At 68.0% G+C, this 25,007-nt stretch carries 19 protein-coding genes; 9 read left to right on the top strand and 10 right to left on the bottom strand.

Annotation, left to right across the window (positions count from 1 at the left end):
* Positions 1-18 precede the first annotated feature (18 nt).
* The 4 genes from ASC91_RS16040 to ASC91_RS16025 all read right to left on the bottom strand — a co-directional run bounded on the left by ASC91_RS16040 (position 19) and on the right by ASC91_RS16025 (position 4,261).
* Positions 19-1,983: a PhoX family phosphatase gene (locus ASC91_RS16040; protein WP_056199678.1), complete on the bottom strand. Its 1,965-nt coding sequence runs from the start codon at positions 1,981-1,983 to the stop codon at positions 19-21.
* A gap of 127 nt (positions 1,984-2,110) precedes the next feature.
* Positions 2,111-2,929: a BPSS1780 family membrane protein gene (locus ASC91_RS16035; protein ID WP_056198476.1), complete on the bottom strand. Its 819-nt coding sequence runs from the start codon at positions 2,927-2,929 to the stop codon at positions 2,111-2,113.
* Between the two features lie 2 nt (positions 2,930-2,931).
* Complete coding sequence (locus ASC91_RS16030; RefSeq protein WP_056198472.1) at positions 2,932-3,933, bottom strand: homoserine kinase; 1,002 nt, start codon at positions 3,931-3,933, stop codon at positions 2,932-2,934.
* 34 nt (positions 3,934-3,967) lie between these two features.
* Positions 3,968-4,261, bottom strand: a complete 294-nt coding sequence (locus tag ASC91_RS16025; protein WP_056198468.1) for a hypothetical protein — start codon at positions 4,259-4,261, stop codon at positions 3,968-3,970.
* A gap of 42 nt (positions 4,262-4,303) precedes the next feature.
* Between ASC91_RS16025 and polA the strand changes: the two genes are divergently transcribed.
* The 4 genes from polA (at position 4,304) to ASC91_RS16005 (ending at position 8,962) form a co-directional block, all read left to right on the top strand.
* Positions 4,304-7,066, top strand: coding sequence for a DNA polymerase I (gene polA / locus ASC91_RS16020; protein ID WP_056198465.1), 2,763 nt, complete (start codon positions 4,304-4,306; stop codon positions 7,064-7,066).
* A gap of 82 nt (positions 7,067-7,148) precedes the next feature.
* On the top strand, positions 7,149-7,502 hold the full coding sequence (locus ASC91_RS16015; protein ID WP_162247800.1) for a type II toxin-antitoxin system prevent-host-death family antitoxin: 354 nt from the start codon (positions 7,149-7,151) through the stop codon (positions 7,500-7,502).
* Between the two features lie 172 nt (positions 7,503-7,674).
* The gene (locus ASC91_RS16010; protein ID WP_200955293.1) at positions 7,675-8,295 is read left to right on the top strand and encodes an AAA family ATPase; all 621 of its coding nucleotides are present in this window, start codon (positions 7,675-7,677) and stop codon (positions 8,293-8,295) included.
* A gap of 34 nt (positions 8,296-8,329) precedes the next feature.
* The gene (locus tag ASC91_RS16005) at positions 8,330-8,962 is read left to right on the top strand and encodes a response regulator transcription factor (RefSeq protein WP_056198459.1); all 633 of its coding nucleotides are present in this window, start codon (positions 8,330-8,332) and stop codon (positions 8,960-8,962) included.
* Between the two features lie 15 nt (positions 8,963-8,977).
* Here ASC91_RS16005 and ASC91_RS16000 read toward each other — a convergent pair whose 3' ends face one another.
* The 4 genes from ASC91_RS16000 to xdhA form a co-directional block, all read right to left on the bottom strand.
* Positions 8,978-9,553, bottom strand: a complete 576-nt coding sequence (locus tag ASC91_RS16000; protein WP_157281658.1) for a hypothetical protein — start codon at positions 9,551-9,553, stop codon at positions 8,978-8,980.
* Between the two features lie 160 nt (positions 9,554-9,713).
* Positions 9,714-10,286, bottom strand: a complete 573-nt coding sequence (locus ASC91_RS15995; RefSeq protein WP_056198452.1) for a peptidoglycan recognition family protein — start codon at positions 10,284-10,286, stop codon at positions 9,714-9,716.
* The gene (gene xdhB / locus ASC91_RS15990; RefSeq protein ID WP_056198450.1) at positions 10,283-12,601 is read right to left on the bottom strand and encodes a xanthine dehydrogenase molybdopterin binding subunit; all 2,319 of its coding nucleotides are present in this window, start codon (positions 12,599-12,601) and stop codon (positions 10,283-10,285) included. Before xdhB ends, ASC91_RS15995 begins: the two co-directional genes overlap by 4 nt.
* On the bottom strand, positions 12,598-14,067 hold the full coding sequence (gene xdhA, locus ASC91_RS15985; protein ID WP_056199672.1) for a xanthine dehydrogenase small subunit: 1,470 nt from the start codon (positions 14,065-14,067) through the stop codon (positions 12,598-12,600). The genes xdhB and xdhA overlap by 4 nt, the downstream gene beginning before the upstream one ends.
* 39 nt (positions 14,068-14,106) lie before the next feature.
* Here xdhA and guaD point away from each other — a divergent pair, with 39 nt between their 5' ends.
* From guaD to ASC91_RS15960, 5 genes are all read left to right on the top strand, one after another.
* On the top strand, positions 14,107-15,414 hold the full coding sequence (guaD, locus tag ASC91_RS15980; protein ID WP_056198448.1) for a guanine deaminase: 1,308 nt from the start codon (positions 14,107-14,109) through the stop codon (positions 15,412-15,414).
* Positions 15,415-15,593: 179 nt separating this feature from the next.
* Positions 15,594-17,528 carry a S9 family peptidase gene (locus tag ASC91_RS15975; protein ID WP_056198445.1) on the top strand — a complete coding sequence of 645 codons (1,935 nt, stop codon included), beginning with the start codon at positions 15,594-15,596 and terminating at the stop codon, positions 17,526-17,528.
* 13 nt (positions 17,529-17,541) lie between these two features.
* Positions 17,542-17,733: a hypothetical protein gene (locus tag ASC91_RS15970; protein WP_056198443.1), complete on the top strand. Its 192-nt coding sequence runs from the start codon at positions 17,542-17,544 to the stop codon at positions 17,731-17,733.
* A 107-nt stretch (positions 17,734-17,840) separates the two neighbouring features.
* Positions 17,841-18,608 carry a winged helix-turn-helix domain-containing protein gene (locus ASC91_RS15965; protein ID WP_056198440.1) on the top strand — a complete coding sequence of 256 codons (768 nt, stop codon included), beginning with the start codon at positions 17,841-17,843 and terminating at the stop codon, positions 18,606-18,608.
* Positions 18,608-20,671 (top strand): PAS domain S-box protein, encoded by a 2,064-nt coding sequence (locus ASC91_RS15960; protein ID WP_056198438.1) that lies wholly within the window; start codon positions 18,608-18,610, stop codon positions 20,669-20,671. Before ASC91_RS15965 ends, ASC91_RS15960 begins: the two co-directional genes overlap by 1 nt.
* A gap of 142 nt (positions 20,672-20,813) precedes the next feature.
* Here the strand turns inward: ASC91_RS15960 and ASC91_RS15955 are convergent, their stop codons facing one another.
* Entirely contained in the window at positions 20,814-24,179 is a 3,366-nt protein-coding gene (locus ASC91_RS15955) for a bifunctional diguanylate cyclase/phosphodiesterase (protein ID WP_056198435.1), read from the bottom strand.
* Between the two features lie 47 nt (positions 24,180-24,226).
* Positions 24,227-25,006: a Crp/Fnr family transcriptional regulator gene (locus tag ASC91_RS15950; protein ID WP_056199669.1), complete on the bottom strand. Its 780-nt coding sequence runs from the start codon at positions 25,004-25,006 to the stop codon at positions 24,227-24,229.
* Position 25,007: the final 1 nt, after the last annotated feature.

Genomic DNA, 25,007 nt, shown 5'->3' with positions numbered 1-25,007 from the left:
CGCGTGTCGAACCGGCAATCAGCCGATCTTGGCCAGCTTCACGCTGGTGACGGCGCCCGTCAGATAGCCCACCTGGGCACCGAAGCGGTCCTTGTAGTTGGCGCGCACCAGCGGGTCCAGCGTGGCCTTGACCACGTTGTGCAGCGGCACGCCCCAGTCGCCGGGATGCTGGAAGTTGCTGGTGATGTAGGTCCAGCCGTTCAAGTCGTCCACCACGCCCAGGCCGGTCGCTTCGGCGCCCGAAGGCATTGACACGAGGCGGGTCAGCGTCTTGGTGTCGACGTTGTAGGCCCAGACGAAGTTGTTGACGTGGTAGCTGCTGTCCTCGCCGATGAAGAGGGTGCGCAGCTTCTCCGAGAACTTCAGGTTGTCGGGCGCGCCGATCTTGTCGGGATTGGCGAGGTTGCCCAGCGCATCCGCCGTGGCGAGGTCTTCGCCGATCAGCAGGGTCTTGGTCAGCGAAGGTACCCAGTCGCTGGTGATGGCACCGCCTGCCGTGTCCTTCTGGCCCGTGCTCAGCGTGTGGGCCAGCACGCCGCCGGCGTTCAGGGCCTTGTCGATGGTGATGTTGGCGGCCTCGTTCCAGGCCGCGTTGCCGCGCACCATGGAGCTCTGCATGTTCTGCAGCGCCGAGTAGGCGATCTTGTCCTTGGCGTTGACGGTCGTGCCTTCCATCTTGGTGAAGGCCATGGAGCCGCCCTTGAGCGCGGCGTAGCGGTGGGTCTCGAGGAAGGCGGCGGCCTTGTCCATGCCGGCCTTCACGCGCACCCACTGCACCTTGCCGCCGAGCCAGATCTTGGTGAAGCTGGCGTCCAGCGGGTCGGTGGTGGCCACGTCCATGATGTCGGTGGCCTTGAGCGTGTCGGCCAAGGCCTTGATCTCGGCGCTGGTGGCCGAGCCGAGCTTGATCCAGCTGATGGGCGCGCCGGCGGCGGCCGTGTCCAGCGAGAAGCCGGCGCCGAACTTGGCCACAAACAGCGAGCCGGCGGAGAGGTCCTTCTCCTTGTCGGCCACGAACATGAAGAAGCCGCCATTGGTCGCGTCGTCGCCCATGATGGCGGTGCGGTTGTCGGGCATGACCTGGATCAGCTCATGCGAGATACGGCCAAGACAGTAGTGCTTCTTGATGGTGCCGCTGCCGTCGGGGTTGACGGTGACCTCCGGCAGGTGGCCGTAGTGGTAGGGGTTGGCCTGGGTCTCGCTGCCGAACAGGTTCTTGCTGTAGGCCTTGAACTGGGCGTTGCTGGCGATGGTGAAGGCGTCGGGCTCGTATTCCTCGCTGGACAGGTGGGTGCCCCAGGGCGACAGGCTGGCGCCGCAGGTAATCCACAGGCCCATGGCGGGCGCGGTATCGACGTTGTGGTACTTCACGAGCGACAGCTTGCCCGTGGCGGGGTCCTGGTCCAGCGTCAGCACGGCGATGGGCGAGGGCAGCTTGCCGTACATGTCGGTCTTGCCGTCCTGCGCCCAGGTCGTGTATTCGAACTGCACGACGGCGAAGACGGCGTTGCCCTTGATGCCGGCAACGCTGGCGTTGTCGAGCTTGAGCAGCGAGGTGCCGTCGGGCGAATCGCTGAAGAACTGGCGGTTCTTGTCGGCCACCGTCGTGTCCATGATGGGCTTGCCGGCGAAGTCGACATAACCGCCAGCCAGAAGGGTGCCGCCCTTGCCGTCGGGGACGAGGTCGCCGGTCGTGAAGAAGGGGGCATACGACAGCGAGAAGCCCTGGGTACTGTCGTCGCTGAACTTGACCATCAGCGTCGAGTTGACGAGGGTCCTGGCCATGTCGGCCGGGGTGGCGAGGCTGGGGGCAGCCATCGCGACGAAGCTGGCGGACGCGAAGCTGGGAGCGGGCGTGTTGTCGTCACCGCTGCCACCGCCGCAGCCGGTCAACAGGCCGGCGACAGCGGTGCCACCGAGGGGGAGCATCAGGGGGACGCCCATGTACTTCAGGGCGTGGCGACGATTCAGGGTCTGGGACATTTGGCGGCTGCTGTTCAGGGACTGCACAGCCAGGCCCGCACACGCAGTGCGCCGGCCTGGCACGAGCCGCGCAATGTAGGGAGCTTGCATGTCCGCCGCGTGAAAACGCGGCCGGCCCAGCGAGGGGTCAGCCCTTCGAGTCGTCGAGCAGGTTCGGCGGCGCGCCGAACATGAAGCAGTCGACAAAGCTGAAGTACAGCGAGGCGTAGAACACCGCCGCCAGCACCAGGAAGCAGGCCACCGAGGCCACCGGCGCGAACTGCAGCAGGCCGAGCAGGCCGAAGACCACGCTGATGACGCCGCTGCAGGCAAACATCAGCGCCGCCCACAGCAGGGCGTTCAGCGCGAAAGCGCCCTTGTTGCGCCACAGCGCCAGCGTGCTGGAGAACAGCGACTGGGCGGCGCTCTGCCCACCCCAATGCACCAGGGCCGGTGCATGCCAGTAGGGGATCGACAGTGCGGTCATGCCGACCGCGCGGACCATGAAGCCCCAGATCAGCCGCGGGTCGGCCGCGATGGCGGCGATCGCGTCGGCGTTCGCGTCGCGCTTCATCAACTCCATCAGCTCGTGGGTGACCTCGCCGTCGATCTGGTCGGCCAGCAGCAGGATCAGCAGCATGACCAGCGCAAAGCCCGCGCACAGCACGAACTGGTGGCGGCGCCGTTCAGGCGTCAGCCGGAAGGGGGCGATGAAGACGTCCACATGGGGCATCTTGCGCTGCAGCGCCAGGTGCGTGGCCAGCATGAAGCCCAGCGAACAGACCGGAATGGCCATCAGGCCCAGCATGGGGCCGACGAAGGGCAGCGCGCTCAGCAGCATGGAAACCAGCAGCGCCAGGCCGAGCAGGCCCGAGAAGGCCAGTGGCTGGCGCCTGAAGATCTTGAAACCATGGCGTATCCAGAGCCGCCCGTTGCCGGCCGGCACCTGCTGCAAGTGCAGTTGCATCGTCATTCGCCGACCCCGCCGTGCAGTGCGTGCCAGGGCTTGGCGATGCGCTCGCGCAGCACGCGCTCGAAGTGGCGTGGGTCGTGGGCCTTGAGCAGCGAGGCCTCACGCGGCAAGTGCAGGTCAAAGAGGCGCGACACCCAGAAGCGCAGTGCCGCCGCGCGCAGCAGGGCCGGCAGCAGGCGATGCTCGGCGCCGGACAACGGCCGCTCGCTCTCGTAGGCGGCGACGAACACGGCGGCGCGCTCCTCGATGAGGCGGCCGTCGGTCAGGTCGATGCACCAGTCGTTCAGGCAGACGGCGAGGTCGAACAGCCAGGTGTCGACGCCGGCGAAGTAGAAGTCGAAGAAGCCCGTCAGGCGCTCGCGGCCGGGGCCTTCGCCGGGCTCGAACATGACGTTGTCGCGGAACAGGTCGGCGTGGATGGGGCCGCGCGCGAGCTGGGCATAGTCCTGCGACGCGGCGAGCTGTTCCTGGTAGGCCAGCTCGCTTTGCAGCAGCTCGGCTTCGGGGCCGCTCAGAAAGGGCAGGAGCTGCGGCACCACCTCGCGCCACCAGGCCAGGCCGCGCAGATTGGGCTGGTGCAGCGGGAAATCCTGGCCCGCCAGGTGCATGCGCGCCAGCGTGGCACCCACTTGGCTGCAATGGAAGGCGTCGGGTGCCAGCTGGTGGCCGCCATGCAGGCGGTCGACGATGGCCGCGGGCTTGCCCGCCACCTCGAAGAGGATCTCGCCGGCGGCGTCCGCGTGCGGTTCAGGGACCGGCACGCCGCGCTGGGCCAGGTGCTGCATCAGACGCAGGTAGAAGGGCAGTTGCTCGGCCGTCAGGCGCTCGAACAGCGTCAGGACATAGTGGCCACTTTGATTGGCATCCTGGCAATCGACGAAGTAGTTCGTGTTCTCGATGCCCGCGCCGATGCCGCGCAGCGAGCTGAGTTGCCCGAGGGCGAGATGGTCTAGCAGGGCTTGCGCCTGCGCCGGGCTGACTTCGGTGAAAACGGCCATGGGTCCAGAAAGCGACCCCGAGGGCCGCTTGCGATCAGAATTTGAGAACTCGCCAGACCCGCGCGCCCGAGCCGCTCTTGGGCATGCCCGTGCCCGTGCCGCCGGCCGATTCGCGGCCGGCGTCGTTGACGACGATTTCGTAGTCCGGGGCCTTGGTCAGCTTGTTCTTGACCGTGACCTTCTTGGCCTCGCCGCGCACCTTCAGCTCCTCGATGCGGACCTGGTCGTCCTCGGCCACGGTGCGCTCGACCTTGGGTTCTGGCGGCGGGTCAGCGAGGGCGCCGCCACACAGGGCAGCGAGCAGCAGGGGTACGGCAAGGCGCAACATGCTGCCGATTCTAGGTGGCGGGCTGCCGGACAATCCGTCGCCATGAGTAAACCCATCCTGCTGCTGGTCGACGGCTCCAGCTATCTGTATCGCGCCTTCCATGCCATGCCCGACCTGCGCGGCCCCGAGGGCCAGCCCACCGGGGCGGTGCGTGGCATGGTGGCCATGCTGAAAAAACTGCAGAGCGACATCGGCGCGGCCCACGCCGTCTGCGTGTTCGATGCGCCGGGCAAGACCTTCCGCGACGACTGGTATCCCGAATACAAGGCCCAACGCTCGCCCATGCCGCCTGAGCTGCGCGCGCAGATCGAGCCCATCCACGAGGTCGTCAAGCTGCTGGGCTGGCCCACGCTGACGGTGCCGAACGTGGAGGCCGACGACGTCATCGGCACGCTGTGCTGCATTGCGGCCCAGGAGGGCCATCGCGTCATCGTGTCGACCGGCGACAAAGACCTGGCCCAGCTGGTCAACGCCGACGTCGAGCTCATCAACACGATGAGCAACGAGAGACTGGACGAGGCCGGCGTGCTGGAGAAGTTCGGCGTGCCGCCCAATCGCATCATCGACTACCTGACGCTGATGGGCGACACCGTGGACAACGTGCCGGGCGTGACCGGCGTCGGCCCCAAGACCGCGGCGAAGTGGGTGTCCGAATACGGCTCGCTGGACGGCGTCATCGCCGCTGCGCCCACGGTCAAGGGCAAGGCCGGCGAGAACCTGCGCGCCGCGCTGGACTGGCTGCCCATGGGTCGCAAGCTGGTCACCGTGAAGCTGGATTGCGAGCTCGCCGAGCATGTGCCGGGCTGGCCCAAGCTGGAGGAGCTGGCTTTCCGCGAGCCGGACAAGGCGCGTTTGGGCGAGTTCTACGTGCGCAACGGCTTCAAGGCCTGGCTGGAAGAACTGACCGGCACCGCGGTGGTGGCCAAGCCCAAGGCGGCACCGGTGGCCAACCCGGGCCTGTTCGACGAACCGGAACCGCCCGCCGGCGCGGCCGAGGTTGCCCGCCAGTACGAAACCGTCCTGAGTTTCGAGCAGTTGGAAGCCTGGCTCATCCGCCTGCACGCCGCACCGCTGTGCGCGCTGGACACGGAGACCGACTCGCTGGACCCGATGGCCGCCCGCATCGTCGGCATCTCCTTCGCCGACAAGCCCGGCGAAGCGGCCTACATCCCGCTGGCCCACAGCGGCCCGGACGCGCCCGAGCAGCTGCCGCTGGACGCCGTGCTGGCGCGGCTCAAGCCCTGGCTGGAAGACGCATCGGCCAAGAAGATCGGCCAGAACCTGAAGTACGACCGCCATGTGCTGCTCAACCATGGCGTCAACCTGGCCGGCGTACAGCACGACACGCTGCTGCAGAGCTATGTGCTGGAAGCTCACAAGACCCACAACCTGGAAGCGCTCGCCGAGCGCCACCTGGGCCGCAAGGGCCTGAGCTACGAGGACCTGTGCGGCAAGGGCGCGCACCAGATCCCGTTCGCGCAGGTCGACGTGGCCAAGGCCACGACCTACTCAGGTGAAGACTCCGAGATGTGCCTGCACCTGCACAGCGTGCTGTGGCCGCAGATCGAGGCCGACGCTGGCATGACGCACATCTACCGCGACATCGAGATGCCCACGGCCGACCTGCTCGCGCGGGTGGAGCGCAACGGCGTGCTGATCGATTCAGAACGGCTGAAGCTGCAAAGCCATGAGATCGGCCAACGCCTGGTGCTGCTGGAGCAGCAGTGCTACGAGATCGCCGGCCAGCCCTTCAACATCGGCTCACCGAAGCAGATCGGCGACATCCTGTTCACCAAGCTGGGCCTGCCGGTCGTGAAGAAGACCGCCACCGGCGCGCCATCCACCGACGAAGAGGTATTGACCGAACTCGCCGCCGACTTTCCTCTGCCGGCCAAGATCCTCGAATACCGCGGCCTGTCCAAGCTCAAGAGCACCTACACCGACAAGCTGCCGCTGCAGATCAACGCCCACACCGGCCGCGTGCACACCAACTACGCCCAGGCCGTGGCCGTGACCGGGCGGCTGTCCAGCAACGAGCCCAATCTGCAGAACATTCCCATCCGCACGGCGGAAGGCCGGCGCGTGCGCGAGGCCTTCGTCGCGCCCGAGGGCTACAGAATCGTCAGCGCCGACTACTCGCAGATCGAGTTGCGCATCATGGCCCACATCAGCGAGGACCCGGGGCTGCTGCGCGCCTTCCAGGAAGGGCAGGACGTGCACAAGGCGACGGCCAGCGAGGTGTTCGGCGTCGCGCTGGGCGAGGTCTCCAGCGAGCAGCGTCGCTATGCCAAGACCATCAACTTCGGTCTCATCTACGGCATGGGCGCCTTCGGCCTGGCCTCGGCCCTGGGCATCGAGCAGAAAGCGGCCAAGGACTACATCGAGCGCTATTTCACCCGCTTTGCCGGCGTCAAGAAGTACATGGACGAGACCAAGGCGAGCGCAGCCGAACTCGGCTATGTGTCGACGCTGTTCGGCCGGCGCATCTACCTGCCCGAGATCCGCGGCGGCAATGGCCCGCGCCGCGCCGGTGCCGAGCGCCAGGCCATCAACGCGCCCATGCAGGGCACGGCGGCCGACCTGATCAAGCTGGCCATGCTGGCCGTGCAGGCGGAACTGGACAGTGCCGGCAAGCAGTCCAGGATCATCATGCAGGTGCACGACGAACTGGTTTTCGAGGTGCCCGAGGTCGAACTGGACTGGATGCGCACCGAGGTGCCACGCCTGATGGCCGGCGTGGCCGAGTTCAAGGTGCCGCTGCTGGCCGAGGTGGGTGTTGGCGCGAACTGGGAAGAAGCGCACTGATTTTCGGCCTCCCGCAATCCCCTAAATTTCCTATTTTTCCCAAAATAGGCAAAATGCGGCCATGCCAGTCGGGAGCCTCATCATGTCTGCAGTCCTCGAACAAGCCCTGGCCGACCAGCTGCCCAGCGTGTCGGCCACCCAGCTCGTGGCGGGTATCCAGAAAGTCGGCCGCACGGTCGCGGCCCATGGCGCGGTGCTGATCACCAAGCATGACCAGCCCGCCTTCGTGCTGATGTCGGTCGAGCGCTACCGCGAAATGCAGCGTGCCGCCGAGCCCGATCTGGGTGCATTAGGCGGCGAGTTCGACGCGATGCTGGCGCGCATGCAGGACCAGGGCGAGGCGCTGGCCGATGCCTTCGCGATGACACCCGAGGCCATCGGCGCCGTGGCCGTGAAGGCCGCCAAGCCACGCAAACCCGTTCGCAAGGCCGCCTGAATGAGACGGCCCCTCGCCCAGTTTGGCCTCGCTGGACGCGGGCCAACCTGGTCGGTCCCCCGCGGGGACGGCGATGCTTGCCGGATTGACCGGCAAGCACATCGCCTGACGGGCCGGCTTGGGAGCGGCCCGGCGCTCGGCCCGGTGCCTGTGTCCGGAACGGACTGCTGAATTGCCGGCACGCCTCTACGTGCTCGCTGGCGTCAATGGCGCTGGCAAGAGTTCCCTCGGCGGCGCGGCCATCCAGGCCAGCGGGGCCGAGTTCTTCAATCCCGACATCGCCGCCGCGCGCTTGCGTGAGCAGCAGCCCAGCCTGTCCGCCGAACAGGCCAATGGCCTGGCCTGGACGCTGGGCCGACGCGGCCTGGAGAAGGCGCTGGCCGAAAGCCTGACCTATGCCTTCGAGACGACGCTGGGCGGCACCAGCATGACCCAGTTGCTGCTGGACGGCGCACGGGGTGGTGCCCAGGTGCATGTCTGGTACGCCGGCCTTGCCACGCCTGAACTGCACCTGCGCCGCATCCAGGCACGCGTGGCCGCGGGTGGGCACGACATTCCCGAGGCCAAGGTGCGCGAGCGCTTTGACGCCAGCCGCGGCAATCTCGTCAAGCTGATGCCTCACCTGGCCAGCCTGCGCCTTTATGACAACAGCTTCGAGGCCGACCCGCGCGCCGGCCGCCGGCCCCAGCCCGTGCTGCTGTTGCAGATGCAGTTGGGCCGGGTCGTTGCCCATGCACCGCTGCGCAGCGTGCCCGCCTGGGCCAAACCCCTGCTCGCCGCGGCCCTGCGTTGAATATCATGCCGCCGCGGTTCAACGAGGAGGGGTGATGAAGGTTTTGCTGGTCGATGCTTTTCCGATGGTGCGCGCCGCGCTCACCGGCCTGATCGAGCAGCATTTCGCCGGGGCGCAGGTGCAGGGCGTGGACACTGTCGCCGCCGCGCGCGACGCGCTGGGCCAGGCCATCCCCCGGCTCGTGCTGCTGGACCTGCGCATCGATGGCGGCTTCGAGCTGCTGCAGCAGATCCACGGCGAGCACCTGCTGCTGCCGGTCGTCGTCATCTCCGGCAGCGACGACACCGAGGAGGCCCTGCAGGCTCTGGGTGCCGGCGCCATGGGCTATGTGCCCGAACGCAGCGACCTGAATACCTTGGTCCAGGCCCTGCACCTGGTGCTGGCCGGTGGCACCTATGTGCCGCCGCTCAAGCGTGCGGCTGAACCCGTTGCAGCCACACCGGCCTCGGCTGGCCCCGCGCCGGGCGACTGGGCGGAGCTGCCGCTGACGCCGCGCCAGAAGCATGTGCTGCATCTGCTCACGCAAGGCCTGTCCAACAAGCTGATCGCCCGCGAGCTGGGTGTCAGCGTGGACACCGTGAAGGACCATGTGGCCGCGGTGCTGAGGGCGCTGGGCGTGAACTCGCGCACCCAGGCGGTGGTGGTCGCGACGCAACGCGCGCGTTGACGATGGACGCCGCGGTCAGCGGTATATCACCAGCGCTCCGGTCCGATCAGCGATTCGTGGCGAGAAACCCCGGTCGATCAGGACACAGGCCGCAGCGTCGCGATAGGCCCGGGGGCGGTCTGCAGGCGAGCCGTCGAGCAAGCTCTGAAGCGTTCCCTGGCCGCCGAATCCTGTTGCAAGTTCAGCGTCGCTGTAGGGCGCCAATCGTTGCTGCATCACCTCAAGGTCGGCGTCGGCGTAGCTGATGACCAGGTTGGCCAGGGCCTCCGGTTTGGTGAATTCGAAACGCCGCTCCTTGTTGGTCAGCGCGAGCCTTAGCGTTTCCGCGTATGCGCCGACCGGCAGGCCGTGCTCAAGTCCCAAGGCGCCGAGAAGAGAGTAGGCGTTGATGCAGCGCGTACGAGCCTCCGACGTCCGCTTGTCCACCACGGTGATCTGCACATAGGGTGGCGAACTGGAAATGACGATGGTGTCGGTGTTGCCAGCGACCACGCCGTAAGCCGCGTTGAAACTTTCCTGCGATTGCCGCAGGGGCGACGCGGTGCTGCAGCCTGCCGCCAGCAGTGCAGCGGTCAAAAGCAATGGTTTCATGACGTCGTCCTCTCCCGTTTCGGCTTTTTGTGCGCCGATTGAAGCACGCCCCAGCGGCGCCACCCCGTCAGCGCACGTCGCATGTGCTGCACCTGCTGACGGCACGCGACGTCAGCTCGCGCACTCAGCCGTCGTGGTGGCCACGCAGAAAACCCGCTGATCAGAGGCGCTTGCCCACCTCGGCCTTGAACCAGCCGGATTCCAGGTAGGCGTACAGATTCTTGCCCGGGCAGACGGTCTGCCGGCTGTAGTCCTTGTGGCTGGCGATGGCGTCCAGGCCGAGGTGGTGTTGGCGGACCAGCCACGCGGTCAGCTCGACGGCGGCGTTGAGCTGGGCCGGCGTGGGCTGCTGCTCCTCGAAGTTGCCCACCAGCATGACGAGGGCGTGGCCGCGCGGGTCGTATTCGGTGTTGGTGTCGCCGGCCTGGGCCAGCGGCCGCGCCGCGTAGATGCGGCCGTCGGGCGCGATGACGTAGTGGTAGGGGATGTCCGCCCAGCGCTTGGTCAGGCGCGACCACTGCTGCAGCCGGCGCAAGTAGGCCTCGACGTCGGCGCCGTCCTTCCAGATCTCGCCCTGGTGGTGGATCGTGATGTGCGTGATCTGCTGCGGCGCTGCCGTGGATGTGGCTGCACTGCCGCCCCAGCTGTCGACGCTGACGATGTCGGGCGCCGGCGGTGCAGTGGCGCAACTGCCGAGCGCCAGCAGGACGGTGAGGGCGGCGACGAGCTTCAACGGACGGCGTCGATCGCGTTGAGCACCGCCTCGGCCGTGGCCGGCGCCTGCAGCGGCGGATCGCAATTCTCTGGGCCGCAGGCGGCGCAGGCGTCCTTGATGGCCAGCAGGGCCGCAAAACCCAGCAGCAGCGGCGGCTCGCCGACGGCCTTGCTGCGGTGGATGGTTTCGCTGGCATTGGCCACGCCGAACAGCTCCACACGCAGTTCCGGCGGGCAATCGTTGGCGGTCGGGATCTTGTAGGTGCTGGGCGCGTGCGTGGTCAGCAAACCCGTCGTGGGGTGCCAGACCAGCTCCTCCGTCGTCAGCCAGCCCATGCCCTGGATGAAGCCGCCCTCGATCTGGCCGATGTCGATGGCCGGGTTCAGGCTCTGGCCCACGTCGTGCAAGATGTCGGCGCGCGTGATGCGGCTTTCGCCGGTCAGTGTGTCCACCAACGCCTCACAGACGGCGCCGCCCCAGGCGTAGTAATAGAAAGGGTGGCCCTGCAGCTTGCTGCGGTCCCAGTGCAGGCCGGGCGTGGCGTAGAAGCCGTCGCTCCACAGCTGCACGCGCTTCAGGTAGGCCGCGGCGACGAGTTCGCCAAAGGGCAGGCTTTGGCCGCCGCCGCTGACCTGGCCGCCATCAAAGGCGACCAGCTCGGCGGCGCAGCCAAAGCGCTCGGCGGCGAAGGCGGCCAGCCGCCCCTTGATCTTGCGCGCGGCATCCTGCGCGGCCTTGCCGTTCAGGTCGCTGCCGGTGGATGCGGCCGTGGCGGAGGTGTTGGCGACCTTGCTCGTGTCGGTGGCCGAGCAGCGCACGCTGGCCAACGGCAGGCCCAACTCATGCGCGACGACCTGGGCCACCTTGGTGTTCAGGCCCTGGCCCATTTCCGTGCCGCCGTGGTTCACCAGCACCGAGCCGTCGGTGTAGACATGCACCAGTGCGCCGGCCTGGTTCAGGTGGGCCACGTTGAAGGAGATGCCGAACTTGACCGGCGTGAAGGCCAGGCCCTTTTTCAGCACCGGGCTGGCGGCGTTGAAGGCGGCGATCTCGGCGCGGCGTTCGGCGTAGCGGCTGCTGGCAAGCAGCTGCGCCGTCAGCGGTTGGGCGTGCAGTTCCTCGACCTGCTGGCCATAGGGCGTCATGTCCTGGCCGGCGGTGTAGAAATTGCGCTGGCGCACCTCGGCCGGGTCCAATCCGAGCTGGCGGGCGACACCGTCCAGGATCATCTCGATGGCGATGGCCCCCTGCGGTCCGCCAAAGCCTCGGAAGGCCGTGTTGCTCTGCGTGTTGGTCTTGGCGCAGTAGCCATGCATCGCAACATGCGGCAGCCAGTAGGCGTTGTCGAAATGGCAGAGCGCGCGGGCCATCACGGGGGCGGAAAGGTCGGCGCTGTGCCCGGCGTTGGCGATCAGATCGATGTCGACGGCAAGGATGCGGCCGTCGGCGTCGAAGCCGACATCCCATCGGTAGTCGAAGCCATGACGGCGTCCCGTGACGAGGAAATCGTCGTCGCGGTCCACGCGGAGCTTCACGGGTTTCTTCAGCTTCAGCGCAGCGATGGACGCGACGCAGGCGAAGAGAGCGGATTGGCTCTCCTTGCCGCCAAAGCCGCCACCCATGCGCCGGCATTGCACGACGACACGATGCGCATGCCAGCCCAGGCAATGCGCCACGAGCTGCTGCATCTCGCTCGGGTGTTGGGTCGAGCAGTGCACGAGCAAGGCGTCGCCGCCCTCCTGCGGCACGGCCAGGCTGATCTGGCCTTCCAGATAGAACTGCTCCTGGCCGCCCAGGCTCCAGCTGCCCTGCAGCCGGTGTGGCGCGCTGGCGAGCTGTTCGGCCGGCTCGCCTCGCGTCAGGTGCGCGGGCGCCAGCACGTACTGGCCGGCGGCATGCGCTTGCAGTGCCGTCAGCAGCGGCGGCAGCGGCTCGGCCTGGATGACCTGTCTGGCCAGCCCCGCCGCGCGGCGCGCCAGTTCGCGGTGGGTCGCGATGACGGCGAACACCGGCTGGCCCACATAGCGCAGCTCGTCCGCCGCCAGGATGGGGTCGTCATGCAGCAATGGGCCGCAGTTGTTCTCGCCGGCAATGTCGGCCGCGCTGAGCACTGCGACGACGCCGGGCATGCGGCGGATGCGTTCGAGGTCGACGCCCAGCAGCTTGCCATGCGCGATGGGCGACAGGCCGAGCGCCGCATGCAGCGTGCCGGCGGGCTCGGGCAGGTCGTCGATGTAGGGTGCCGCACCGCTGACGTGCAGGTGCGCCGACTCGTGCGGCAGCGACTTGCCGACGACCGGCTGCAACTCAATCAAGGCTTCAGGCTTGTTCATGCCGGCACCTCCTGCATCGACGGCCAGACGCCGACCGGCACAGCGCCGACGGTTTCCAGCCACAGCTTGATGAAAAGGTTCTGCGCCACCTTGAGCCGGTAGTCAGCGCTGGCGCGCATGTCGGTCATGGGCTTGAAGTCCTGCGGCAGCGCGGCGGCTGCAGCCTTGGCAGTGGCTTCGCTCCAGGGCTGGCCGACGACGGCGGCTTCCGCCGCGGCGGCGCGCTTGACGATGGCGGCCATGCCACCGAACGCGAAGCGCGCCTCCTGCACGGCGCCGGCATCCAGCCTGATCGCCAGCACGGCGCAGACGGCCGAGATGTCGCTGTCATGGCGCTTGGCGATCTTGTGCGCGCTGAAGCGCCAGTCGGGCGAGGGCAGGGGGACATGCAGTGCCTCGACGAATTCGCCGGGCTGCAGGTCCTTCTTCATGTAGTCGAGATAGAAGTCCTGCAGTTTGAGGCGGCGCTGCTGCGAGCCGCGGCGCAGGATGATGTCGGCGCCCAGGGCGATCAGGGCCGGCGCACCGTCGCCGATGGGCGAGCCATTGGCGATGTTGCCGCCCAGCGTGCCGGCATGGCGCACCGGCGGCGACGCGAAGCGCAGCCACAGCTCGCGCAGGCGGGGCACGGCGGCGGTCAGCGCGGCCCAGCTGTCTTCCAGCGAAGCGGCGGCACCGATCCACAGGCCGGTACCGTCGTTGCGGATCTCGCGCAGCGCCGCGACACGGCCGGTGTAGATGACGTCCCCCAGGTCGCGGAACTGCTTGTTCACCCACAGGCCCACGTCGGTCGACCCGGCCAGCAGCGTCGCCTGCGGATAGGTCTCGCGCAGCAGGGCCAGGTCGTGGATGCTTTGCGGTGCATGGAAGCGGGCGCCGGCGTGGCCATAGTCCAGCGGCTCGTCGGCGGCCAGGGTCTGCAGAGCCTGAGCGATGGGCGCACGGTCCAGGCAGCGGGCGGGCGCGTCGAACATCTGTTCGCCGGCATCCAGGATGGGCCGGTAGCCCGTGCAGCGGCAGAGGTTGCCGGCCAGCGCATCGGCCAGTTGCTGGCGGGTGGGCTTGGTGCCGGCGGCTTGGTGGGTTTCATAACAAGCCGTCAGGCTCATGACGAAGCCGGGGGTGCAGAAGCCGCACTGGGAGCCATGGCAGTCCACCATGGCCTGCTGGGCGGGGTTGAGCCGCTGCGGGCCGCCCAGGTCTTCCACCGTCAGCAGCGCGCGGCCGTCGAGCGTCGGCAGGAATTGGGTGCAGGCGTTGACGTTGCGCAGTTCCAGCTGGCCGTCGGCACCCAGCTCGCCCTGGATGACGGTGCAGGCGCCACAGTCGCCCTCGGCACAGCCTTCCTTGGTGCCGGTGCAGCCGGCATGCTCGCGCAGGTATTGCAGCACGGTGGTCGTCGGGCGCAGGTTCTGGACCTCGACGACCTCGCCGCGGTGGAAAAAACGGATGGGTCGGGTATTCATGCTGGCCTCGATTGTCGAGCGTTGCCTCAGAATTGCCATATGAGTTTTACTAACCAGGAAAAATTCGTCGACAGTCCACGCCGATGGGCCCTGCGGGGCGATCTGCTGGATTTCACGGCTGCACCACGCTGGGGCGACACCGAGCCACCGGCGGTGCGCTTTGACCGCGACCACTGGCTGCTGATCGAGGACGGCCGCATCGTCGGGAGGCAGGCCGCCGAGCCGGATGCCGGTTGGGCGCGCAAGGACCATGCCGGCAAGCTGGTGCTGCCGGGGTTCATCGACACCCACGTCCACTGCCCGCAGCTGGAGGTCATCGGCTCCTACGGCACCGAGCTGCTGGACTGGCTCAAGCGCTACACCTTCCCGAGCGAATGCGCCTTTGCCGACCCGGCGCGCAGCCGCGCAGGGGCCGAGGTCTTCCTGGATGCGCTGCTGGCCAGTGGCACGACCTCGGCCGTCGTCTTCCCGACCGTGCACAAGGTATCGGCCGAGGCCCTGTTCGACAGCGCCGCGGCACGCGGCATGCGCCTCATCACCGGCAAGGTGTTGATGGACCGCCACGCGCCGGACGGGCTGCGGGACGACGTCGTTCAGGCCGAGAAGGATTGCGTCGACCTCATCGCCCGCTTCCATGGCCGCGACCGCCTGGCGTACGCCGTGACGGTGCGCTTTGCGCCGACCAGCACGCCCGAGCAGCTGGCGATGGCCGGCGCGCTGTGCCGCGCCGATGCCAGCCTCTATATGCAGACCCACGTCGCCGAGAACCGCGCCGAGGTCGCCTGGGTGGCGGAGCTGTTCCCGGATGCGCGCAGCTACCTGGATGTGTATGAGCGCGTCGGCCTCGTGCACGAGCGCTCGGTGCTGGCCCATGGCATTTATCTGGACCCGCACGACCGCGTCGTCATCGCTGACCGTGGCGCCCAGGTGGCGCATTGCCCGTCGAGCAATCTATTCCTGGGCAGCGGCCTGTTCGACTGGCCGGGTGCGGCCTTCAACATCAGCCTGGCCTCGGACGTGGGCGGCGGCACGTCTTTGAGCCTGCCGCGCAACATGCTGGACGCCTACAAGATCCAGGCCCTGCGCGGCGAGCGCATGACCGCCTGGGTGGCCCTGCATGCCGCCACGCGGGGCGCGGCCGAGGCGCTGCAGCTGGGTGACGAGATCGGCGGCCTGTCGGTGGGGCAGACGGCCGACATCTGCGTGTGGGACTGGGCGCAAGGCCCGGTCGCCGAGGCGCGCGACGCGGTGGCGCGCGAGCTGCACGAGCGTGTCTTTGCGTGGATGACGCTGGCCGACGAGCGCAACCTCGCGGCCTGCTATGTCGCGGGCCATCAACGCATTTGATGGTGCCCCCAGGGCTGGCCTGAAGCCCGCCCGCCCCCCGAGGGGGTCAAGGCGACTCGGGAACGGCCCAGCGTCGCCTTGAACCGCCTGTCCCCCGATTCCGCCGCTTCGTCACAACCCTGATGGGGGACGGCGGGGCGGCTGGCTAGAGTCTGCCCACTCATTTCAACGGAGACTCCATGAGCCGACCCCTGCTGTCCCTCGTCGCTTCCCTGGCCTTGCTGGCTGGCGCGTCCCAGGCCGCTGTTGCCGCCGACAAGCCGGCCGCTGTCGCCAAGGCGCCCAAGCCCGCCAAGCGCTACACCATCGAGCAGTTCATGGCCACCGTGAACATCGGTGGCGCCAGCTTCTCGGCCGACGAGAGCCGCATCCTCTTCCACAGCAACGAGACGGGCATCTTCAACGTCTATGCGATGCCGGTGGGCGGCGGCAAGCCGGTCCAGCTGACGAATTCCAAGACCGACAGTCACTACGCCGTGGGCTTCTTCCCGGGCGATGACCGCTTCCTCTACACCCGCGACCAGGCCGGCAACGAGCTCAACCATCTCTATGTGCGTGAGCTCGACGGCAGCGAGAAGGACCTGACGCCGGGCGACAAGCTCAAGGCTTCGTTCGCCGGCTGGAGCGGCGACGACACGGCCTTCTACGTGACGACCAACGAGCGCGATCCGCGCTTCTTCGACCTCTACCGTTTGGATGCCAAGACCTACGCCCGCACGCTGGTCTTCAAGAACGAGGCCGGCTGGGAGTTGAGCGACATCAGCCGCGACGGCCGCTGGCTGGCGGTGGGCAAGATCAACACGACGGCCGACTCCGACGTGCACCTGGTCGACCTGAAGAGTGGCGAGGTCAAGCACATCACCAAGCACCAGGGCGTGGCCAACTACACGCCGCAGGACTTCACGCCCGACAGCCGCGAGCTGCTGATGACCAGCAACGACGGCGGCGAGTTCACCCGCGTCATCGGCTACGACCTGGCCAGCGGCGCGACCCGCGAGATCGAGAAGGCCGATTGGGACGTGGACTACACGGCCTTCTCCAAGGACGGCCGCTACCGCATCACCGGCATCAATGCCGACGCCAGCATCGCGCTGCGCCTGTACCGCGACGGAAAGCCGATGGCGCTGCCCCAGCTACCCGGCGGCGACGTGCGCGGCGTGACCTTCTCCCGCAGCGGCAAGCGCATGGCCTTCTACGTGAACGGCGACCGCTCGCCCAACAACCTGTTCGTCGCCGAGGTCGGCTCCAACGCCGCGCCGAAGCAGCTGACGCAGAGCCTGTCCAAGGACATCGACCCGGCCGAGCTGGTGGACGCCTCTATCGCCCGCTTCAAGAGCTTCGACGGCATGGTCGTCCCGTCGGTCTACATGCTGCCCAAGGAAGCCTCGCCAACCCACAAGGTGCCGGCCATCGTCTGGGTGCATGGCGGCCCCGGCGGCCAGACCAAGCGCGGCTACTCGGCGCTGATGCAGTACTTTGTCAACAACGGCTATGCGGTGCTGGGCATCAACAACCGCGGCAGCTCGGGCTATGGCAAGAGCTTCTTCACGGCTGACGACGGCAAGCATGGCCGCGAGCCGCTGTGGGACTGCATCGAGGCCAAGACCTTCCTGGCCGGCACCGGCGTCATCGACCCCGAGCGAATCGGCATCGTCGGCGGCAGCTATGGCGGCTATATGGTGCTGTCGGCCATGGCCTTCCGCCCCGAGGCCTTCAAGGTGGGCATCGACATCTTCGGCGTCGCCAACTGGATCCGCACGCTGGAAAGCATTCCGCCCTATTGGGAGAGCTTCCGCCTGGCGCTTTACCAGGAGGTGGGCGACCCGGTGAAGGACCGTGAGCGCCTGATGGCCACGTCACCGCTGTTCCACGCCAGCGAGATCAGGAAGCCGCTGATGGTCATCCAGGGCGCCAACGACCCGCGCGTCATCAAGCCCGAGAGCGACGACATCGTCGCGGCGGTCAAGAAGAACAATGTGCCGGTGGACTATCTCGTGTTCGACGACGAGGGGCATGGCTTCTCCAAGAAGAAGAACACGCTGGAGGCCAACCGCCGCATGGTCGAGTTCTTGGATAAATACCTGAAGCCCGGCATCAGTCAGCCGGTCAAGTAAGAAGGAGTCCGCGATGTTCAGCTTCCTGCTCTGGTGCATCTTGTTCGTGATCTGCTGGCCGCTGGCCATCCTGGCGCTGCTGCTGTGGCCGCTGGTCTGGCTGATCACGCTGCCCTTCAGGTTGCTGGGCATCGCCGTCGACGGCGCCTTCGGGCTGCTGCGTGCCATCGTCATGCTGCCTGCGCGCGTGCTGAGCGGGCGCTAGCCGGGCGAGGGGTCGCGGGGCGCCAGCGGCCTTGCACAATGATTTCGGGGCACCGATCGGTGCCAGAATCCTTGCCATCCCCATAACGCTTCAGGTGCGCCGACGCTGTGACGCTTCAGCATATTGCCGTTGTCGATGACGAAACAGCGATCACCGAGCTGCTCGGCCGCTATCTGCCTGGGCACGGCTTTCGCACGACGCAATTGCATTCGGGCCGTGCGCTGATGGAGCTGATGGCCAGCGATCCGCCCGAGCTGGTGCTGCTGGATCTGGGCCTGCCCGGAGAGGACGGCTTCGCCATCGCACGGCAGCTGCGCGAGCACTGGCGCTGCGGCCTGGTCATCATCACCGGCCGCGGGGACTCGGTCGACAAGGTCGTGGGCCTGGAAGTTGGCGCCGATGACTACGTCACCAAGCCTTTCGACCTGCGCGAGCTGGTCGCGCGCATCAAGGCCGTGTTGCGGCGCATGGAGCCGCACCCGTTGGCCTCCGGCCAGCCGGCCAGCGGGCAGGCGCCCCGGCAGGTGGCCAGTGCCTCGGGTGGCGAGCACCTGACATTTCTCGGCTGGCAGCTCGACCTGGGCGCCCGGCGCCTTGACGATCCGAACGGCGCAGAGGTGCGGCTCACCAGCGGCGAGTTCTCCCTCCTCGCGGCCCTGGCCCAGCATGCGGGTCGCGTGCTGTCCCGCGACTTTCTGCTTGAACAGACGCGGGGCCGCGAAGCTGCGCCCTTTGACCGCACGATCGACGTGCAGATCGGACGCCTGCGCAAGAAGCTGGAAGTCGATGCGGAGAATCCACAGATCATCAAGTCGGTCCGCGGCGCCGGCTACATCTTCGTTCCGCCCATCGGCTCCGCACGGGCGAAAACCTGATGGTTGGAACGCCTCCCGCCAACCAGCCGACGCCGCAGCCCGTCGATGACCTGACCGTCTACCGCTCGCTGTTTTCCGCCTATCCGGACGCCCTGCTGCTGGTGGACGCCGCAGGCCTGATCGCCCGAGCCAACCCCGCGGCGGCGGCGCTGCTGGGGTACTCGATGGAGGAGCTCGTCGGCACGAGCGTGGACGAACTGGTGCCCGACAGCATTCGCCCTCGCCACGCGTCATACCGGCAGGCCTACGGTCACGCGCCGCGCGCTCGGCCGATGGGCACGCAGATGGAGCTGGTAGCCCGGCGGCGCGACGGCAGCGAGGTGATGGTGGAAATCGCGCTGAGCCCTTTGCAAGACCACGGCCTGCCCTTCGTGGTTGCCGCGATCCGCGGCATCGGTGGCTATCCGCGCGTCAAACAGGCGTTGCAGCGGGCGCGCTATAGCGAGCATCTGGCGCAGCTGGGCCGCCTGGCCGTCGACGCACGCGATCCGCAGCAGCTGTTGCAGCAGGTACCGGCCATCGCCGCCGAGGCGCTGGAAGTCGAGATGGCGCTGGTGTTCCTGCTGGAAAGCAACCGGCTTGAACTGCGCGTCGCCGGGGGCGTGGGCCTGATCGCCGGCGAGTCGCTGGGTTGCATCGTGCCCAATCGCGGCGACACGCCGCTGGGCGTCGTGCTGAGCCAGGGGCAATCGGTCGTGATCGAGGATTTCCGCGCAGAACAACGCTATGCGGTGCCCCCCGACTATCTCGCGGCAGGGTTGGTCAGCGCATTGGCGGTGCCGCTGCTGGACCGCGGCCGCGTCATTGGCGCCTTGAAGGTTCGTTCCCGCCAGTCGAAGCGGTTCGGCGACGATGAACAGCGCTTCCTTGAGTCACTGGCCAATCTGCTGGTCACCTGCCTGCAGCGGGCGCAGACCGAGGAGGCGCTGAGCCATGCCCAGCGCCTCGAAAGTGTTGGCCAGCTGACGGGCGGCATTGCCCACGACTTCAACAACCTGCTGACCGTCATCCAAGGCAATCTGCAGGTGCTGGAGGAGCTGCCGGCACTGGCGCAGGACGGTGGCGCCCTGCAACTGGTGAGCGCCGCGATGCGCGCATCCAAGCGCGGCGCGGAGCTGACCGGCAAGCTGCTGGCCTTCTCGCGCCGCCAGGTGCTGCAGCCCAGCGCGGTCGACGTGCATGGCCTGCTGCACCCGCTGTCGGACATGCTGCGTCGCACATTGGACCAACGCATCCGCATCAGCGTCGATGTCGCGCCGGACTGCCCCCTGGCGCTGGCCGACGCGGGCCAGTTGGAAGCTGCCCTGCTCAACATCGCGATCAATGCGCGCGACGCGATGCTCGACGGCGGCGATCTGCGTTTTTCCGCGGCGGCCGCGGGCATGCTGCCGACGGGCCTGCAGGACGAGCTCGGCGAAGGCCGGTTCGTCCGCATCGCCGTCACCGACACCGGCACAGGCATGCCTGAGGCCGTCAAGGAGCGTGCCTTCGAGCCCTTCTTCACGACCAAACAGGCCGGCCGCGGCACGGGCCTGGGGCTGAGTGCCGTCTATGGCTTCGTCAAGCAGTCGCAGGGCGCCGTCGCGCTGGACAGCACGGCCGGCCTTGGCACGACGATCAGCCTGTATCTGCCGGTGCCACACGATGCCCAGACGGGGGCCCAGGACGGCGACCACGTCGGGCACACGGTGCCCGCGGGGCTGAAAGTGCTGGTGGTCGAAGACGACGCCGAGGTGCGCGCCGTGGCGCAGCACTTCCTGGCCAGCCTGGGTTGCGTGTTCAGCGTCTGTTCCAGTGCCGAGCAGGCGCTGCAACTGCTGACGCCTGAAGCCGATTTCGACCTGCTGCTCACCGACATTGCATTGGGCGCCGGCATGCGCGGCACCGAGCTCGCCCGCATCGCGCAGCAGCGGCTGCCGCAGCTGGCCATCCTGTTGATGTCGGGCTTCTCCGCCGAACTGCTGGATGCCGACCGCGAGTCCCCGGCGGACTGGGAACTGCTGCCCAAGCCCTACAGCCGCGGCCAGCTGGCGCAGGCGATGGCCCGCGTGCTGTTGGCCTAGGTCGCGCGCAGCCGAGCGGCGCGCCGCAGGCCGACGGCGTCGGGCTGACCCGGCGCAGCGGCTCCCGCTCCGCCGGCCGCCAGCTGCGGCTGTCTGGGTAAAGGTAAAGGCGGGCGCCAGGGGCACGAAGAGGTGTGGTGTTTCAAGGCACGCTCGCCGCGATTGCTTCGGTGGCCAACAGGTGCTGCAGCGATTCGGCCGGTGCCGGGCGGCCGAAGTGATACCCCTGCATCTCGTCGCAGCCGCGCTCGCACAGGTAGTCGCGTTGCTGTGCGGTTTCGACGCCCTCGGCCACCACGCGCAGATGCAGCCGGTGAGCCAGTGCAATCACGGCATCGACCAGGGCCGCGCCGTCGGGCTGCTCGCCGATGCGGCGCGTGAAAGATTGGTCGATTTTCAGCGAGTCGATCGGGAACTGCTGCAGGTAGGCCAGGCTGGAGTAACCGGTGCCAAAGTCGTCCAGCGACAGCTTGACCCCGAGGGCCTTGATCCGCTTGAGCATGCCGATCGCGGCGCCAGGCTCGGTGATCAGCATGCCTTCGGTGATCTCGATCTCCAGCCACTGCGCGTCGACCTGGTGGCGCTGCAGCGCGCGGGCCACCACCTGGTCCAGGTCACCTGCGGCGAACTGCCGCGCCGCGACGTTGACCGCCACGCGCACGATGGGTCGGCCGGCGTCCATCCAGGCGCGGATCTGGCGGCATGCTGCGTCGATGACCCAGCCGCCGATGGCCAGGATCAGGCTGCTCTGCTCGGCCACCGGGATGAACTGGCTCGGTGGTACCAGTCCGATGCTGCTGCGCTGCCAGCGCAACAGGGCCTCGGCGCCGACGACTTCGCCGCTGCTGGCAGCCACCTTGGGCTGGTAGTGCAGCAGCAGCTCGTCGCGTTCGATGGCGCGGCTCAGTGCGGCTTCCAGGTCCAGCTTGGTCCGGGCCTCGGCATTCATGTCATCCGTATAGAAGCAGAACTGGTTGCGGCCCAATTCCTTGGCGCGATTCATCGCCGCATCCGCGTCACGCAGCAACTCGACCGCGGTGGGGTTGCCTTCGTCGGGGAACATGCTGATGCCGATGCTGGCCGTCAGGTAGGCATCCTGCCCACACGACAGCGCCATCGGCGCGGCGATGGTCGCCAGCAGGCCGCGCGCGAGCACGGCAACGCTGGTGCTGTCCATGTTGGCTTCGAGGATGACCAGGAACTCATCGCCGCCGAGCCGGCCCAGGAAGTCCTCATGGCGCAGGCGCGCCTGCAGGCGCGCGGCCACACAGACCAGCAATTCGTCGCCGGCCGGGTGCCCCAGGCCGTCGTTGACCGTCTTGAAGCCATCGAGATCGATGACCAGCAGCGCCGCGCGGCTCTCGCGCCGGTGCGAGCGGGCCAGCGCATCTTCGAGCCGCCTCTGCAGTTGAACGCGGTTGGGCAGGCGTGTCAGTGGGTCGTTGTGGACCAGCCAGTCGGTCTGGGCCTCGCTGTGCTTGAGGCGGCTGATGTCGGTGAACACGCCGACGTAGTGCGTGACCGTCGCGTCGTCGTCGCGCACCGCGCTGATGGTCAGCCATTCCGGATAGACCTCGCCGCCCTTGCGGCGGTTCCAGATCTCACCCTGCCAGTGCCCGCTGGCATCGAGCGCGGCCCACATCCTCTGATAGAACTCCGCGTCGTGCCGGCCGGACTTCAGCAGCTTCAGGCTGGCGCCGATGGCCTCTTGCGCGTTGTAGCCGGTGATGGTCGTGAACGAGTGGTTGATCGACTGGATGCGGCCCCGTGAGTCGGTGATGATGACGCCGTCGCGGATGTCCTCGAAGACCGTGGCCCACTGGCGCATGCGCTGCTGCATGTCGTGGCGCTCGGTGATGTCGCTGGAGACGCTGTAGATGCCCAGCGTGCGGCCTTCGTCATCGATCAGCTTGCCCTTGGTGCAGGCGTAGATGCGGTCGCCGTCCGGCATCGTCAGGCGCGTCTGGACGCAGACTGGCTTGTCGGCCCGCAGTGCAGCCGCGTCGTCTTTGAGCAGCTGGCGCACCTGCTCGGCTGGGAACAGGCCCGTGGAATCGAAGCCGATCAGTTGCTCCGAACTGCGCCCCAGCGCCCGGCACAGCGCGCGGTTCACGAACAGGTAGCGGCCCTCGAGATCCTTGGCGAAGATGACGTCGGTCGAACAGTTGGCGATCGCCTCGGCGATCTTCCAGGCCCGCGCCTCGTCCTGGCTTGCCACCGCCATGCGTGCGGCTGCCTGCAGTTCGCGCCGCTTCAGCGCAGCGCAGGTGAAGGCGCCCGCGGCCAGCACGGCCAGCAAGTTCACCAGAGCCAGCGTCGTCGCATCGGCGATGCTGCCGCCCAGCAGCGCATCGCGCGGCGCCTGGATGGCGACATACCAGCCGGAGTTGCGAATCCGGGCCGCCACCGCGGCCTGGGCAACTTCGCCGCGATCCAGGCCGTCCATGAGCGAACCGGCCAGCGACGGATCGCCGGACAAGGCGGTCAGCGCCGCGCGGGAGGAGTTGCGCGGAGGGACGAACGGGGTGTCGGAGCCGTCGATGCGCAAGGCCAGCAGATCCCGTGCGGCGGGGCGGAAGAACAGCGTCTCGGGAGCGTCACTGGCGGAGCCCGGAGTCAGCTGCGGCAGCAGCGTGAGGCGCGGCGCTGTGCGCAGCAGCAAGACGGTCCCGGGCCGGCCGTCCGCGCTGGGCAGTGGCACGAAGAGGTCGAACTGCAGGCTGGCGGGGTCGCCCACCTCGGCCCGGAAGTCGCCGCCAGACACCCGCCCGCCTTGCAGGGCCGAACGCACGCCATGCGACATGGCCGCATCGACATGCCGCGGGGCGCCGTCCGGCGCCAGCAGCAGCCGGGCGTGTTCGTCGAACAGCAATGCGTCGGCGTAGTGCGTGGAAGTCAGCAGCAACAGCAGTTCCTTCCTCATCTCTGCCGCCAATGCCTCATCGGGGCTGCGGCGCCAGCGCAGCAGGCTGGTGCGCAACTGGGGGTCGGTGGCAAGCCGGCGTGCGTCCTCCGTGCGCCGCTCGATCCAGCCCTGGACGATCTCGGCTTTCAGCTCGGCTTCGCGGCGCAACTGCGCAACCTGCTGTTCATGCGACATGTGAGTCGATCTGGCATAGCCCAGCAGGCTTGCCAGCACGATGGCGGCTGACAGCAGGGCGAACACCCAGAGCACGCTGACCGGTCCGCCCTGACGCGCCGGTCCGGTCGCCTCGCCCTCGGCTTGCCGGCTGGGGGTGATCACATAGATCAGCGCGCTGGTCGCCAGCACGAAGGCGATGCCCTTGCCCTGGCCAACGGCGGACAGCGTGGCGATGTCGGGCGCCAGCTTTTCCAGCAGTCCATCAGACAGCAGGATCCAGGCAAGGCCAAAGGCCGCGTAAGCCGCGGCCATGGTCAGCGGAGCGGTCGGCGCCAGCCGGCGCCGCCAGAGGTCGAAGTGCCGGCCGAAGCCCCCGCTGGCGAAGCGAAGAGGCGGTGCGACGGCGTCCTGATGCGGTGAATTCATTTTTTTCTCCCTGGATCGATGCGCGGCCGCCGAGGCCGACGCGCCGCCTAGTGCAGACCGGCAGGAGCGGCCTGCCCACCGATGAAGGCGGCCAGGGCGGGGAAGTCGGGAATGCAGATGTCGCGCCGGCTCTTCTCGTGAAAGGCGATGAGCCGCGCTCGCGCGAGCCTGGACAGCACGCGGCTGACGGTCTCCAGCGTCAGGCCGAGGTAGTTGCCGATCTCGGCGCGCGTCAGGCGCAGGCTGATCTGGTCGGTCCTGAGGCCGCGCGCGGCCAGGGAATCGGCCCAGTTGTGCAGAAAGGTCACCACGCGCGCGGCGGCCGGCAGCGCGCACAGGGCCGTCAGCGCCTCGCGTTCGCGCATGATTTCGTCGCTCATGGCCTCGTGCACGGTGGCCATCAGGCGGGGATGGTCGGCGCAGGCCTTCAGCAGTGCGTCGTAGCGCAGCGTCCAGACCTCGGCGGTGTCCATCGCAATGGCTTCGCAGGCGTAGCTGCCCTTGGCGATGGCGCTGAAGCCGAGCCAGTCGCCGCGGAACTTCAGCCCGACGACCTGCTCGTGGCCCTCGGCCGACGGGCTGATCAGCTTGAAGCAGCCGGAGTTCAGCACGTGCAGCTGCTCGAACCGCTCGCCCGGCCGGTACAGCACATCGCCGGCATGGACGATGCGGCGCCTGGGCGCCAGCACGGCCTCCAGCAGCTTCAGCTCGTCAGCGATGCGCTGCCCCTTGGTCGGCGCGGCGCTGGCATGGATCGCGCCGTTGGCGGCGAAAGCGGTGCTGCAACGCACGGCAGGGTGCGGGGTATGCGAGGGACTGGCGTGCATG

The sequence above is a fragment of the Pelomonas sp. Root1237 genome, from assembly GCF_001425055.1.
GTDB lineage: Bacteria > Pseudomonadota > Gammaproteobacteria > Burkholderiales > Burkholderiaceae_C > Pelomonas.
The sequence above is the reverse complement of the archived record's forward strand: the minus strand, read 5'-3'. Positions and strand labels throughout refer to the sequence as shown.